General features: G+C 64.1%; 14 protein-coding genes and 1 pseudogene. 7 read left to right on the top strand and 8 right to left on the bottom strand.

Features of this window, described 5'->3' with window-relative positions; genetic code table 11:
- Nucleotides 1-65: 65 nt before the first annotated feature.
- Nucleotides 66-1,299, top strand: a pseudogene (locus NLY33_RS16340) (FAD-dependent oxidoreductase); the annotation flags it as partial.
- Here the strand turns inward: NLY33_RS16340 and NLY33_RS16345 are convergent.
- Together NLY33_RS16345 and NLY33_RS16350 are read right to left on the bottom strand one after the other, a co-directional pair.
- Nucleotides 1,262-2,002, bottom strand: coding sequence for a glutathione S-transferase family protein (locus NLY33_RS16345; protein ID WP_032891365.1), 741 nt, complete (start codon nt 2,000-2,002; stop codon nt 1,262-1,264). The pseudogene NLY33_RS16340 and the gene NLY33_RS16345 sit on opposite strands and share 38 nt — an antisense overlap.
- A 1-nt stretch (nt 2,003) precedes the next feature.
- Nucleotides 2,004-2,309 (bottom strand): Rieske (2Fe-2S) protein, encoded by a 306-nt coding sequence (locus tag NLY33_RS16350; protein ID WP_023668375.1) that lies wholly within the window; start codon nt 2,307-2,309, stop codon nt 2,004-2,006.
- 95 nt (nt 2,310-2,404) lie between these two features.
- Here NLY33_RS16350 and NLY33_RS16355 point away from each other — a divergent pair, with 95 nt between their 5' ends.
- From NLY33_RS16355 to ilvC, 3 genes are all read left to right on the top strand, one after another.
- Nucleotides 2,405-2,863 (top strand): MarR family winged helix-turn-helix transcriptional regulator, encoded by a 459-nt coding sequence (locus NLY33_RS16355; protein ID WP_023706155.1) that lies wholly within the window; start codon nt 2,405-2,407, stop codon nt 2,861-2,863.
- A 143-nt stretch (nt 2,864-3,006) separates the two neighbouring features.
- A complete protein-coding gene (locus tag NLY33_RS16360; RefSeq protein WP_245261035.1) occupies nt 3,007-3,672 on the top strand; it encodes a TetR/AcrR family transcriptional regulator in 666 nt (221 codons plus the stop codon).
- Nucleotides 3,673-3,695: 23 nt separating this feature from the next.
- Entirely contained in the window at nt 3,696-4,715 is a 1,020-nt protein-coding gene (gene ilvC / locus NLY33_RS16365) for a ketol-acid reductoisomerase (protein WP_013531065.1), read from the top strand.
- An 81-nt stretch (nt 4,716-4,796) separates the two neighbouring features.
- On the opposite strand, the gene NLY33_RS16370 is transcribed toward ilvC, so the two are convergent.
- Both NLY33_RS16370 and NLY33_RS16375 read right to left on the bottom strand, forming a co-directional pair.
- On the bottom strand, nt 4,797-5,081 hold the full coding sequence (locus NLY33_RS16370) for a PilZ domain-containing protein (RefSeq protein ID WP_023685169.1): 285 nt from the start codon (nt 5,079-5,081) through the stop codon (nt 4,797-4,799).
- 169 nt (nt 5,082-5,250) lie between these two features.
- Nucleotides 5,251-5,844, bottom strand: coding sequence for a BA14K family protein (locus NLY33_RS16375; protein ID WP_023706153.1), 594 nt, complete (start codon nt 5,842-5,844; stop codon nt 5,251-5,253).
- A gap of 157 nt (nt 5,845-6,001) precedes the next feature.
- Here NLY33_RS16375 and NLY33_RS16380 point away from each other — a divergent pair, with 157 nt between their 5' ends.
- Nucleotides 6,002-7,114 carry an endonuclease/exonuclease/phosphatase family protein gene (locus NLY33_RS16380; protein ID WP_023706152.1) on the top strand — a complete coding sequence of 371 codons (1,113 nt, stop codon included), beginning with the start codon at nt 6,002-6,004 and terminating at the stop codon, nt 7,112-7,114.
- Between the two features lie 5 nt (nt 7,115-7,119).
- Nucleotides 7,120-7,839, top strand: a complete 720-nt coding sequence (locus tag NLY33_RS16385) for an NUDIX hydrolase (protein WP_023668380.1) — start codon at nt 7,120-7,122, stop codon at nt 7,837-7,839.
- On the opposite strand, the gene NLY33_RS16390 is transcribed toward NLY33_RS16385, so the two are convergent.
- The 4 genes from NLY33_RS16390 to NLY33_RS16405 all read right to left on the bottom strand — a co-directional run bounded on the left by NLY33_RS16390 (nt 7,836) and on the right by NLY33_RS16405 (nt 11,417).
- Nucleotides 7,836-8,078 carry a hypothetical protein gene (locus tag NLY33_RS16390; RefSeq protein ID WP_023690325.1) on the bottom strand — a complete coding sequence of 81 codons (243 nt, stop codon included), beginning with the start codon at nt 8,076-8,078 and terminating at the stop codon, nt 7,836-7,838. The two genes, NLY33_RS16385 and NLY33_RS16390, sit on opposite strands and share 4 nt — an antisense overlap.
- Nucleotides 8,079-8,207: 129 nt before the next feature.
- Nucleotides 8,208-9,425, bottom strand: coding sequence for an ABC transporter permease (locus NLY33_RS16395; protein ID WP_023685173.1), 1,218 nt, complete (start codon nt 9,423-9,425; stop codon nt 8,208-8,210).
- A complete protein-coding gene (locus tag NLY33_RS16400) occupies nt 9,422-10,126 on the bottom strand; it encodes an ABC transporter ATP-binding protein (RefSeq protein ID WP_023685174.1) in 705 nt (234 codons plus the stop codon). The genes NLY33_RS16395 and NLY33_RS16400 overlap by 4 nt, the downstream gene beginning before the upstream one ends.
- 4 nt (nt 10,127-10,130) lie before the next feature.
- Nucleotides 10,131-11,417 (bottom strand): efflux RND transporter periplasmic adaptor subunit, encoded by a 1,287-nt coding sequence (locus tag NLY33_RS16405; protein WP_023706151.1) that lies wholly within the window; start codon nt 11,415-11,417, stop codon nt 10,131-10,133.
- A gap of 113 nt (nt 11,418-11,530) precedes the next feature.
- Between NLY33_RS16405 and NLY33_RS16410 the strand changes: the two genes are divergently transcribed.
- Nucleotides 11,531-12,439 carry a PhzF family phenazine biosynthesis protein gene (locus tag NLY33_RS16410; RefSeq protein ID WP_023706150.1) on the top strand — a complete coding sequence of 303 codons (909 nt, stop codon included), beginning with the start codon at nt 11,531-11,533 and terminating at the stop codon, nt 12,437-12,439.
- The last annotated feature ends 28 nt before the right edge of the window (nt 12,440-12,467 follow it).

Raw genomic sequence — 12,467 nt, forward strand, 5'->3', positions numbered from 1 at the left:
CATGCAGCAAAGGCTTGATTTGACAATGGCGCTGAAGGATTGTCCGGCCAGTAGTTGGGCGGGCAATGGAAAAATCTCTCGACATCGCGATTGCGGGCGCCGGCCCGGCGGGGCTCGCCACCGCGCTCTATCTCAAGCGCGCGGGCCACAACGTCACCATCTTCGAACGTTTCGAGGAACCCAAGCCCGTCGGTTCCGGACTGATCCTGCAGCCGACCGGGCTGAGCGTGCTCGCCGATCTCGGCCTGCTCGACGACATTCTGGCGCTGGGGAGCCGCATCGAGCGTCTGCATGGCGCCGATGCCTCGAGCGGCCGCACCGTGCTCGCCGTGCGCTACGATGCGCAGCCTGGCGGCCGTTTCGGGCTGGCGGTGCACCGGGCGGCGTTGTTCAACATGTTGTTTCGCGCCGCGCAGCGCCAAGGCATCGCCATCGAAACCGGTGTCGAGATCAGACGCTGGACGTCGGTGAGCGGGCGATCCTGATCTTCGACAAGAGCCGAACGGTGGGGGGCCGCAGGGCAGGGCCGTTCGATCTCGTGGTCGACGCCAGCGGCTCGCGTTCGAAGCTGCGCCGGTGCCTCAACGATCCGGCCCAGCCGCGGCAGCTCACTTACGGCGCGTTCTGGGCCTCGCTCGGTGGCGCCAAGGCTTCGACGAAAATGCGCTGCTGCAGCGCTACGACAAGGCCAGCGTGATGATCGGCGTCCTGCCGATCGGCCGACCGGAACCGGGCGGGGAAAAGATGGCGGCGTTCTTCTGGAGCCTGAAGCCGGCGGATGCCGAAAACGTGCGTGCGGCAGGGCTCGACGCCTGGAAGGCGAGACTGGTCTCGCTGTGGCCACAGTGCGAGGCGTTCACCAGCCAGATCGACAGCTTCGACCAGCTGTCGCTGGCGCGCTACGGCCATCACACGATGAAGCTGCCGGCCGGCCGCCGGCTGGCGGTGATCGGCGACGCCGCGCATTCGACCAGCCCGCAGCTCGGGCAAGGCGCCAACATGGCGCTGCTCGATGCGGCAGCGCTCAGCCATGCCTTGGCACAGACGGGCAACGTCGAGGCAGCGCTGGAAAGCTACGCCCGGGCGCGGCGATGGCACGTCCGGATCTTCCAACTGCTGTCGCTGGCGTTGACGCCGTTCTATCAGTCGGACGGCACGATGCTGCCCTTCTTCCGCGACAGGCTGGTGGCAACCATCGCCAAAATCCCGCCAGTGCCAAGCGTGCTTGCCTCGATGGTGGCCGGCACGCTGATCGATCCGTTCAGGCGGATCGGGCTAGAGGAGGTGCACTGGCCAGATCATCCGGCGGGATCAGGGTCGAGAGAAACGAATTTCTCGCACGCAGGAATAGACGCAGCCGCTGCGGATAGTCCGGCGCCACGGCACCCTTGATCGAGGCGCGTTCGCTCAACGCCTTGCGCCAGGCCTGGACCCGCAGCTTCCCGTCCAGCAGGCCGAAATTGCCGATCCGGTCGAAGGCGTCGAGATAGCGGAAGACCGGGCCGTAGACGGCGTCGACGAGGCAGAAGCGCTGGCCGCTGAACCACGGTCCGGCCTGGTCGGCCAATTCGTTCTCGACACGATCGAACATGGCTGACAGCGCTGCGGATTCCGCCAGGAAGGCGGCCTCCGTCGATGCCGAGTAGAACCGGCCGATGGCGTTCAATGTCGCCGAGCCGAACTCGATCCAGGCGCGATGCCTGGCGCGGGCGTAGGCGTCGGCCGGATGCAGAGGATTGGCTTGGGTCTCCTCGAGGAATTCGAGAATGACGGCGGATTCGAAGATCACTGTCTTCTCGCCGTTTGCGTGGACGATCAGCAGCGGCACCTTGCCCAGCGGCGAAATCGCCTTGAACCAGTCCGGCTTGTTGGCGAGGTCGATGGTGACGCGTTCGAACGGCACGCCCTTCTCAGTCAGCGAGATCGCGGCGCGCTGGACATAGGGGCATAGATGATGGCTGACGAGAATGAGCTTGCCAGTCATTTCATTCTTCTCAGGCATGTCACTCTCCCCAGACATAGTTCAACGCGCCGTCCTCGACGCGCGTCGACAGGAACATCAGTCGCGACGCTTTTGGCGCCGGACCTTCAAGCCGATCGCCGCTTTCCATATCGAAGGCGGCACCGTGCCATTGGCAGACCAGCTTGCCGTCCTTGCAGTCGAGCGGCCCGCCGAAATGCAGGCAGACATTGGCGGCGGCACGGACACGCTCGCCGCTGCGCCAGACATGGACCTCGCGGCCGAAGAACGGTGCGATCAGGCTGCCCGTCTGTGGGACGTCGGCGACTTTGCAAATTTCGTGTTTCATGGATCTTTCCCGGGTCGATGCAGTCGCATGCATATAGATGCAAGTGCATTGACCGTCAAGCTTGATGCAACTGCATCTACCGCCTAGGATGGGTCATGATCAAAACAACCACGCCTTCGCCCGAAGCCGTCAAGGCCTGGGCCCGTCTGATGCGGGTTTCGCGCCAGCTCATCGAAAAGGCGGAAGAGGCTTTGAAGACTAGCGGCTTGCCGCCGCTCGACTGGTATGACGTGCTGCATGAACTCGCCGAGGCGGGTGAGGGCGGGCTGCGGCCATTCCAGCTGACCGAGCGCACACTGTTTGCGCAGTATAACATCTCGCGGCTTCTGGCGCGCCTCGAGGCAGACGGACTGGTCGAGAAGCTCAGGGCTGCCGATGACGGCCGCGGCCAGACCATCTGCATCTCGGCCAAGGGCCGTCAGACGCGGCGACGGATGTGGGCTGTCTATGGACGGTCGATTGCGGAATTGGTCGGCGCAAAACTCTCCGCTGAGGAGCTGAAGATACTGGCGAGCCTGCTTGGAGAGTTGCGCCATCCGCCCGCCGATGATTGATCCGTCAGAATCTCGTGGTTTGCCCGGCGGCTCTCACGTCGACGATTTTTCTACCTGACCCCTTGCGTCGAGCACAGGATTGCGCAATATGCCGAACCGTAACGTACGGTACGCCGTTTGAGGCGATCCGGCGACCTCATCGAATGGGCAGGAAATTGTTGCAGGCAAGGGCCGAGATCGATACCAGCGAAGTGCTGACAGAGCGGCAAAAGGCCGTCCTGGACGCGGCTTTGCGGCTGCTGGTCGAGGAGGGCGACAATCTGACCATGACGGCGGTGGCGCGCCGCGCCAGCTGCTCGAAGGAAACGCTCTACAAATGGTTCGGCGACCGCGACGGACTGCTGACGGCGACCGTGCAGTGGCAGGCATCGAAAGTGCGCGTGGTGCCGGTCGACGGTGAGCGGCTCGATCTTGCCTCGCTGACGGCAAGCCTGGAAGGCTTCGCCTCGGACTGGCTGAAGGTGATTTCGAGCGATACCTCGATCGCGCTGAACCGCGTCGCGGTCGGCCATGCCGGATCCGGAAAGGACGATCTCGGCGCGATCCTGCTGGAGAATGGCCGTTTCGCGCTGGCCAGACGGTTGAAGCCGGTGCTGCTTGCCGGCAAGCAGGCCGGGCTGCTCGACTTTACGGACGCCGAAATGGCGTTCCGGACCTTTTTCGGGCTGGTCGCCCGCGACGTGCAGATCCGTCTGCTGCTCGGCGACAGGCTGGAATTGACTGAAGCGGCGATCGGCGGCGATGCCGCCCGGGCGACGCAGCAGTTTCTCGCTCTTTATGGAGCAAAAACCGGGCCGCAAGGCCTCTAATCTCTGTGGGAAGGAAGCAAAAGATGCGTGTCTATTACGATCGCGACGCCGATCTCAATCTGATCAAGGGCAAGAAGGTCGCCATTATCGGCTATGGCAGCCAAGGGCGGGCGCACGCGCTCAACCTCAAGGATTCCGGCGCCAAGGAAATCGCCATCGGCCTCAAGGCGGGATCGGCGACCGCCAAGAAGGTCGAGGCTGATGGCCTGAAAGTGATGAGCGTGGCGGACGCTGCCAAATGGGCCGATTTGATGATGATGGCGACGCCTGACGAATTGCAGGCCGACATCTACAAAAACGAAATCGCGCCAAACATTCGTGACGGCGCCGCGATTGCCTTCGCGCACGGCCTCAACGTGCATTTCGGCCTCATCGAGCCGAAGTCGACCGTCGATGTCGTCATGATCGCGCCGAAAGGCCCCGGCCACACGGTGCGCGGCGAATACCAGAAGGGCGGCGGCGTGCCGTGCCTGGTCGCCGTCAACCAAGATGCTTCCGGCAACGCGCTCGATCTGGCTCTGTCCTACGCCTGCGGCGTCGGCGGCGGCCGTTCGGGCATCATCGAGACCAATTTCCGCGAGGAATGCGAGACCGATCTGTTCGGCGAGCAGGTCGTGCTCTGCGGCGGCCTGGTCGAACTGATCCGCGCCGGTTTTGAGACGCTGGTGGAAGCCGGCTATGCGCCCGAAATGGCCTATTTCGAGTGCCTGCACGAGGTCAAGCTGATCGTCGACCTGATCTATGAAGGGGGCATCGCCAACATGAACTACTCGATCTCGAACACGGCCGAATGGGGCGAATATGTCTCTGGCCCGCGCATTATCACCGCCGAGACCAAGGCCGAGATGAAGCGCGTGCTGAAGGACATCCAGACCGGAAAATTCACCTCGGAGTGGATGCAGGAATACCGCGCCGGCATGTCGCGCTTCAAGGGCATCCGCCGCAACAATGACAGCCACCAGATCGAGGAAGTCGGCGCCAAGCTGCGCGCCATGATGCCCTGGATTTCCAAGAACAAGCTGGTCGACAAGGCCAAGAACTAACCCGCAGTCGTCGGGATTGGGAGCAAAGAGCCGGCGGAGCAATCCGCCGGCTCTTTCATGCCGGTTTATCGATCAGGACGCTCAGCCATAGTGCCAATGCGGCTTCGGCTCGGTGCCGGTGAACTCGACGCCGATGCGGTCGTCGCGGCGCCAGCGCACGATGGCCTTGTAGCCGATGCCGTCGACCGGCACATAGAGCAGGAACTCGTCCGGCACGCGCGCGTCTATAGACACTTTCAGCTCGGCGCCGCCGGCGTGCATGTTGCGCACCGTGCACTTGACCTCGGAATTGGTGAGGCCGGTCAGAATCGTCGCGCCTTTCAGCACGCGCTGCCGGTGTTTGTTTCGCAATTCGTTGTCGGCCATGACGGCACGTCCTTCGCGACCGGATCGGCGCGATCGTCAGATGGGGCACGATATCACGGATAGGCTGAGCCGATAAACATATGGTTAGCGGTGACCGAGACCAGCCGTCTTTCCCAAATGAAAACGGCGCCGCGATGGGGCGGCGCCGTCGTGTATTGTCGTTTATAGTTCAGCTGTAGGGCGACCAGCATTGCTGGCGCGGGCCACCATAGGGCTGGAACGTGTTGTCCCAGGCCCGGTAGGACCGATAGCGGTCGTAGCACCACTGTACATGGGCGCTGGACAGACGCTGCGTGCGGTAATAGCGGCGGGGCGCCGGCTGCACGTAATAGCCGTCATTGTAATTGCCGTTGTTGTAGTAGCCGTTGTTGTAGATGCTGCCGAGGCCGAGACCCAGGCCGAGGCCGAGAACTGCTGCGGCGCCGGTGTCAAAATCACGGCCGCGATGGTGGCGGTGATGGCGCCAGCGCCAGTTGTCGCCGCCGTTCCAGTTGCCGCCATTCCAGTTGCCGTTGTTCCAGTTGCCTGACCGGGCAAAGCGACGGCCGTCGTGGCGGCGCCACTGCCAATCGTTGAAGGAGCGGCGGTCATTGCCGCCCGCCCAGCTGTCGCGAACCGGTGTGATGTCAGACAATGCGGTGCTTGCCGGCACCGACAAGTCCGGCTGCAGGATCGGGCCCGCGGCGGATGGCGCCGTGAGACCCGAGAAAAGACCGAGCGCTAACAGCCCGGATTTGACTGTGGACGAAAAGAGCGAGCTCATTGCACTCTCCAAGTGATACAGGCCCCACGCCCGGATACCCCAGGGAAGTGGCCTATTGATGGACCTTGGCGTCTGAACGGAGGATGAACGGAAAGGTTCCATCAGCCATGACGAGCAGCCCTTGTTTTCATGGGCGCTTGCAGGCAAAGGTCAGCCCATGTCGCTGCGCCTCGCCACTTTCAATGTCGAAAACCTGATGAACAGGTTCGATTTCTCGGGCTTCCGCAACCAGCTCAACGAAGACCGCACGCTGGCGCTTTTCGACATCCAGAGCGAAGCCGAATACCGGATGCTGGAGCAGGCGCGCGCCATCGCACAGTCCGACGATACGCGCCAGTTGACCGCGCTCGCCATCGCCGCCACCCGCGCCGACATCATCTGCATGCAGGAGGTTGACAACATCGAGGCGCTGAAGGCGTTCGAGTATGGCTATCTCTTCAAGATGGTGGGCGAGGGTTACCGGCAGAAATACACCACCGCCGGCAATGATTCGCGCGGCATCGACGTTGCCCTGATGATGCGCAACGAGACAGCGCAAGGTCAGCCGATCGAATTCGTGCGCATGACCAGCCATGCCTATGTCACGTTCGAGCAGTTCGGATTGCACACGCCTGAACTCGAGGCGCTCGGCAACCTGGCCAATGAACGCATCTTCCGGCGCGATTGCCTGGAGGTCGACATCAAGGTCGGCGGCGTGCCACTGACGCTTTACCTCGTCCATTTCAAATCGATGGGCTCGCCGCGCAATGGGCTCGACGGCCGCGAGGCGACGATGCCGGTGCGCATCGCCGAGGCGCAAGCCGTGCGCCGCATCATCGAGGAGCGCTTCGGCAAAGAGCACGCAGCCGATAAAAACTGGGCGATCTGCGGCGACATGAACGACTACCGCCAGCGGGTGAAGATCGAGGGCGACGCTATCGACGGCTACCGCTTCCAGGTGATCGACGAGAGCCAGTCCTGTATCGATGTGCTCACCGCCGGCGGCTTTTGCGAGAATGTCGTCGAGCGGCGGCCGGAGATGGACCGCTGGAGTTTCTACCACACGCGCGGGCCGAAGGAGCGGCATCTGTGCCAGCTCGACTACATCCTGCTGTCGAAAGGGCTGGCGGCGAAGAATGCGACGGCGGTTCCCGACATCATCCGCAACGGCCAGCCCTGGCGCACCATCTTTCCGGCGGGACAGGCGGTGGAGCGCTTTCCGCGCGCCGGCTGGGACCGGCCGAAGGCGTCGGACCATTGTCCCGTCGCAATTACCCTGGACATGGCTTGAGCACGGTGAGCTTCGACCTGCCGCGCAACGTCATCCTGCCCGTCGACGAAATCGACGTCCGGCTCGACCCCGGCCCGCATCCGTTCGAGCGCGACAACGCGCAGGCGATCACTGACAACTGGCGGCGCGAGGTCACGGCCAATCCGGCGTTGTTCGACGGCACGGTGGTGCTGCTCTCGGCGCTCGCCTGGCGCGACAACCGGATCGTCGGGCGTTGTCACGCGGTGAAGTACTCGACCTTCCTGCTGTGGCGAAAGAACCGGCAGGGGACGGGCGCCGAGCATGCCTATGGCCACGCCATGCTGGTCGCCGGCGACAACGCCCTGGTGGCGATCCGCATGGGCGCGCACACGGTCCCGGCCGGCAGTGTCTACTTCGCTGCCGGCTCGTTCGAGCCGATCGATTTTCGCGATGGCCGCGTCGATGTCGATTTCAACATGATCCGTGAAGTGCGCGAGGAGACCGGGCTTGACCTGACAGGCGCTGCGCGCGGCAAGCGCTACCATGCGCTGTCGACTTCGACCGGCACGGTCCTCTTCCGCCGCTACCACGTCGATGCGCCGGCCGACGAGATTGCGCGGCGCATCGGCGCCTTCGTCGCGACCGAGACCGAGCCGGAGATCGAGGGGCCGGTGATCATCCGCCACGCCGCCGACCTGCCGGAAGGGCTGGCACCGCATATGAAGCCGCTGGTCGAGTGGCATTTTGGCGGTGGCGGGGGCTAACGGCGCGGATTGTTCTGCGCCGCCTTGCGGTCGTTGCGGGCGGCGACGAGGAACAGGATGACGCCGATGCCCAGCAATCCACCCATGACCATGCCCATCGTCTGGCCGACGACTGCCTGAAAATCGGCGGTGACACGATCGGGATTGGCCATGCCGTAGCGGGCGAGATACCACCAAAGTCCCGCAAGGGCGCCTTCGATGATCACCATCGTCAGAATCAGCCGCGCCTTCTTGCTCATTGCCGCTCCTTGACCAGATGCTTTGCTCTAAAATTAGCATCGCAGACCGGACGACAACAAGTATTGCCGATGTCGACAAGCACCCATCCTTGTGGATAGCGATTGGTTGCGGTGGAGCTGATCTGGCGCTTATTCGTGGCGCAGCGCGTCGATCGGGTCGAGCCTGGCGCCGCGCAGCGCCGGGAAGAAGCCGAACACCATGCCGATCAGCGCCGAAAAACCGACGGCGAGCAGGATGACCGCCGGGCTCGGCGCAAACGGTATGGCCAGCGTTGCCGAGGCGAGGCCGGCCAGCGCCAGGCCGATCAGGATGCCGATAATGCCGCCGAGCAGCGACAGCACCGTCGCCTCGACCAGGAACTGGATGAGGATGTGCTTTTCATGCGCGCCGATGGCGAGCCTGATGCCGATCTCGCGGGTGCGCTCAGTGACCGAGACCAGCATGATGTTCATGATCCCGATGCCGCCGACCAGCAGGCTGACGCCCGCGACGGCGCCCAGCATGCCGGTCATGGTGGTGGTGGCGCTGGCCATGGCGTCGGCGATCTGGGTCATGTCGCGGATCGAGAAATCGTCTTCGCGGTCCGGCGTGATGCGGCGGGTGTCGCGCAAAATGTCCTCGACTCGCGGCTGCAATTCGGTGGTCGGGGTGCGGTCGTCGGCGGCGACGTAGATGTTGTCGATGTCGCGGTTGCCGGCGATGCGGCGCTGATAGGCGGCAAGCGGCATCAAGACGACATTGTCCTGGTCCTGGCCGAAGCCGGTATAGCCCTTGGGTTCGAGCAGGCCGATGATCTTGCACGAGGTGCGGTTGACGCGGATGATCTCGCCCTCGGGTTCGCCGGCGCCGAAGAATTGCTGGCGCACCGTTTCGCCGATCAGGCAGACGCCGGTGCCGGAGCGTGTTTCCGAATCCGAGAACGGGCGGCCCGACACCAGCTTCCAGTCGCGGGCGTCGAGATAGGCGCTGTCGGTGCCGGTGACGCCCGAGGTCAGGCTCTCGGTGCCGAAAATGACGCGGACTTGTTTCTGCGACGCCGGCGCAATGGCGCGCGCTCCGGTCAGGTGGGCTACGAGGGCGGCTACATCCTTGTCGGCCAGAGGCCGTACCGCCTGGTCGAGCCCGCCTGGTCCGCCGGTGCCTGCCGGGCGGCCGGAACGGACGACGAGCAGGTTCGAGCCGAGCTTGGCGATGTCCGACTTGACCTTGGCCGTGGTGCCCGAACCGATGGTCAGCATGGCGATGACGGCGGCGACACCGATGACGATGCCGAGCAGCGTCAGGAACGAGCGCAGCACATTGCGGCGGATGGAGCGCAGAGAGAGGCGGACGGTTTCCCAGATCATGACGCCAACTCCGACTTGGCCGTGTCGGACGCGACGTGGCCGTCGAGGAAGCGGATGGTGCGCTCGGCATAATCGGCGACATCGGCCTCGTGGGTGACCATGGCGATGGTCAAGCCGAGCTCCCGGTTCAGCCGCGTCAACAACTCCATGATCTCATGCGTGCGGGCGGTGTCGAGATTGCCGGTCGGCTCGTCGGCGACGAGCAGCGTCGGCCTGGTGACGATGGCGCGCGCGATCGCCACGCGCTGTTGCTGGCCGCCGGAGAGTTCGGCCGGCGTGTGGTGTTCGCGCCCGACCAGGCCGACCTCCGCCAGCGCCTGCATGGCAAGATCGCGGCGCTCGCGGGCCGGCGCGCCGCGATAGATCAGCGGCAGCTCGACATTTTCCGCCGCCGTGGTGCGCGGCAACAGATTGTAGCCCTGGAAGACGAAGCCGATATAGAGATTGCGCAAAAGCGCCCGGCGGTTGCGGTCGAGCCGCCCGGCGTCGATGCCCATGAAGGAGTAGGTTCCGGCCGTCGGCGTGTCGAGGCAACCGATGATGTTCATCGCGGTCGATTTGCCCGAACCGGACGGGCCCATGATGGCGACGAATTCGCCACGCTGGATGGCGAGGTCGACGCCGGCCAGCGCATGGACCTTGGCTTCGCCCTGGCCATAGCTCTTCCAGACCGTGTCGAAACCGATGAGGCCCGCGGCCATGGCGTCAGCTCCGCAGCTGCGAGGTCGTGATAACCTCTGCACCTTCATCCAGCCCGGAGGTGATCTCGGTCAGTTCGCCGTCGGTGGAGCCGATCTTGACGTTGACCGGGTGCGGCCGGCCGTTCTCCAGCACATAGAGCGTGCGTGAGCCGTCGGTGGGCGCCTTCACCGGCTGGCGGCGGTTGCCGCCACGGCCCATGCGGCCGGTGAACAGATCGCTGAGGCTCCACGCGCGGGCAGCAGGTGCCGATGGCCGATAGCGAAACGCTGTTGAAGGCACGGTGAGCACGCTCTTGGCCTGCCTGGTGACGACCGAAACCGTGGCGGTCATGCCGGGCCGCAGCAAAAGCTCGTTATTGTCGACTTCCAACCGTGCATTGTAGGTGACGACGCCGTCGGTGGTGACCGAGGCGTAGGAGATGTCGCGGATCTCGGCGTCGAACGGCCGCTCCGGAAAGGCATCGACGGTGAAGCGTGCATGCTGGCCTGGTTTGACCGCGCCGATATCGGCCTCGTCGACCGCCGCCACCAATTCCATGTTCCTCAAATCGGCGGCGATGATGAACAGAACCGGCGCCTGCAGCGAGGAGGCGACCGTCTGGCCGGGGTCGACGGAACGCGTCAAGACGATGCCGTCGATCGGCGCATAGATGGTGCTCTTGGCAAGGTCGGTCTGCTGCGCCTTGAGATCGGCCTGGGCGATGGCGAGATTGGCCTGCGCACTATCGAGCGCCGCCTTGGAGCGGTCGCGCGTGGCAGTCGCCGCCTCGAGCGACTGATCGGTCGCCATGCCACGCCTGGTCAGTTCGGCCGCGCGGGTGAGGGCGCTTTCGTTCTCCTTCAGGGTTACCGTGGCGTCCTCGACATTGGCGGCAGCGGCCTTGGCCGAGGCTTCGGCGCGTTCGATCTGGACCTCGAGTTTCACCGTGTCGAGCGTCGCCAGCACGTCGCCCTTCTTGACCTGCTGGTTCTCTTCGGCCGAGACCGAGCGGATGATACCGGACAGCTCGCTTGAAATGTCGACCTGGGTGAGGGGCTGCAGCGTGCCGGTCGCCGAAACCGCGACGGTGAGGTCGGCAATGGTAGCCGGCGTGGTGGTGTAGTCGATCTTGGCCGGGGAGCCGGCAAACCACTGGTAGCCTGCCAACCCGGCGGCAAGTGCGATCAGCGCCAGCAGCGCGTAAAGCCAGCCCCGGCGGCGCGTCTTGCGCACGCCGCTCTGATCAAGCCCGAGCGCCGCCTCGATGGCGGAATCCGATTCCGTCTTTGGCAGATTGACAAGCTGGTCCACGCCGGACCCCTATGAAAGCGTAATGTCCCTAGTTGTGCACAGATCAGGCTTGGTGGTTCGAATATCAAATTAAATTTCGGCCATGTTCGGATTGAGGCGGAAGGTTTTTCAAGATGCAGACCCGCAATTACTTGCTCTACGATGTGTTTACGACGGAGCGGCTGGCCGGCAATCCGCTGGCTGTCGTGCTCGACAGCCAAGGGCTGGATACAGCCGCCATGCAGGCCATTGCGCGCGAGTTCAACCTGTCCGAATCGGTCTTCGTGCTGCCGCCGGACAATCCAAAACATCGCAACCGCATCCGCATTTTCACGCCCGACTATGAGATGCCGTTCGCCGGACATCCGACAGTTGGCGCCGCGATCGCGCTGGCCGAACTGACAGGCGAGGGCGACGCCGGCATTTTCGTGCTGGAGGAGAATATCGGCCCGGTGCGCTGCGCCGTCAGCCGGCACAATGGCGCCACCTTTGCGGAGTTCGACCTGGCCAAGCTGCCGGAACCGCTGAAGCTCGACGCCGATTCGCAAGCGATCGGCGCAGCCCTTGGCCTGGCGCCGCATGAGATCGGCTTCGAGAATCACCTGGTGTCGTTCTGGTCGGCAGGCGTGCCTTACGTCACCATCCCGGTCGCCAATCTGGAGGCTGCGGCCCGGGTCAAGCTCGACAACCAGGCCTGGTCGGAACTGGCGCCGCGCAAGAGCGAATGGGCTTTCGCCAGCCCGTATGTCTATTGCCGCCAGACGGTGAACCATGACAGCGCCTTCCATGTCCGCATGATCGTGCCGGGCACGCCGTCCTATGAAGACCCGGCGACCGGGTCGGCGGCGGCGGCCTTTGCCGGCGCCATCATGCAGTTCGATGGCCCGACCGACGGCATTTCGCAACTGTGGATCGAGCAGGGACTGGAGATGGGCCGCCCGTCACGTATCCGGCTCGAACTCACTGTCGAAGGCGGAAAACTGGCCTCCGCGCGCATTGGCGGCCATGCCATCAAGGTGGCGGAAGGCAGGCTGTTCGTGTGACCGCCAGCGGCAGTTCAGCGATTTGTCG

It is taken from the genome of Mesorhizobium sp. C432A (assembly GCF_030323145.1).
Lineage (GTDB): Bacteria > Pseudomonadota > Alphaproteobacteria > Rhizobiales > Rhizobiaceae > Mesorhizobium.

What these genes read in the sequence shown, in the direction of transcription:
- NLY33_RS16345 (WP_032891365.1), bottom strand. Translation starts at nt 2,002, where the DNA reads ATGCCTGAGAAGAATGAAATGACTGGCAAGCTCATTCTCGTCAGCCAT.
- NLY33_RS16350 (WP_023668375.1), bottom strand. Translation starts at nt 2,309, where the DNA reads ATGAAACACGAAATTTGCAAAGTCGCCGACGTCCCACAGACGGGCAGC.
- NLY33_RS16355 (WP_023706155.1), top strand. Translation starts at nt 2,405, where the DNA reads ATGATCAAAACAACCACGCCTTCGCCCGAAGCCGTCAAGGCCTGGGCC.
- NLY33_RS16360 (WP_245261035.1), top strand. Translation starts at nt 3,007, where the DNA reads ATGGGCAGGAAATTGTTGCAGGCAAGGGCCGAGATCGATACCAGCGAA.
- ilvC (WP_013531065.1), top strand. Translation starts at nt 3,696, where the DNA reads ATGCGTGTCTATTACGATCGCGACGCCGATCTCAATCTGATCAAGGGC.
- NLY33_RS16370 (WP_023685169.1), bottom strand. Translation starts at nt 5,081, where the DNA reads ATGGCCGACAACGAATTGCGAAACAAACACCGGCAGCGCGTGCTGAAA.
- NLY33_RS16375 (WP_023706153.1), bottom strand. Translation starts at nt 5,844, where the DNA reads ATGAGCTCGCTCTTTTCGTCCACAGTCAAATCCGGGCTGTTAGCGCTC.
- NLY33_RS16380 (WP_023706152.1), top strand. Translation starts at nt 6,002, where the DNA reads ATGTCGCTGCGCCTCGCCACTTTCAATGTCGAAAACCTGATGAACAGG.
- NLY33_RS16390 (WP_023690325.1), bottom strand. Translation starts at nt 8,078, where the DNA reads ATGAGCAAGAAGGCGCGGCTGATTCTGACGATGGTGATCATCGAAGGC.
- NLY33_RS16395 (WP_023685173.1), bottom strand. Translation starts at nt 9,425, where the DNA reads ATGATCTGGGAAACCGTCCGCCTCTCTCTGCGCTCCATCCGCCGCAAT.
- NLY33_RS16400 (WP_023685174.1), bottom strand. Translation starts at nt 10,126, where the DNA reads ATGGCCGCGGGCCTCATCGGTTTCGACACGGTCTGGAAGAGCTATGGC.
- NLY33_RS16410 (WP_023706150.1), top strand. Translation starts at nt 11,531, where the DNA reads ATGCAGACCCGCAATTACTTGCTCTACGATGTGTTTACGACGGAGCGG.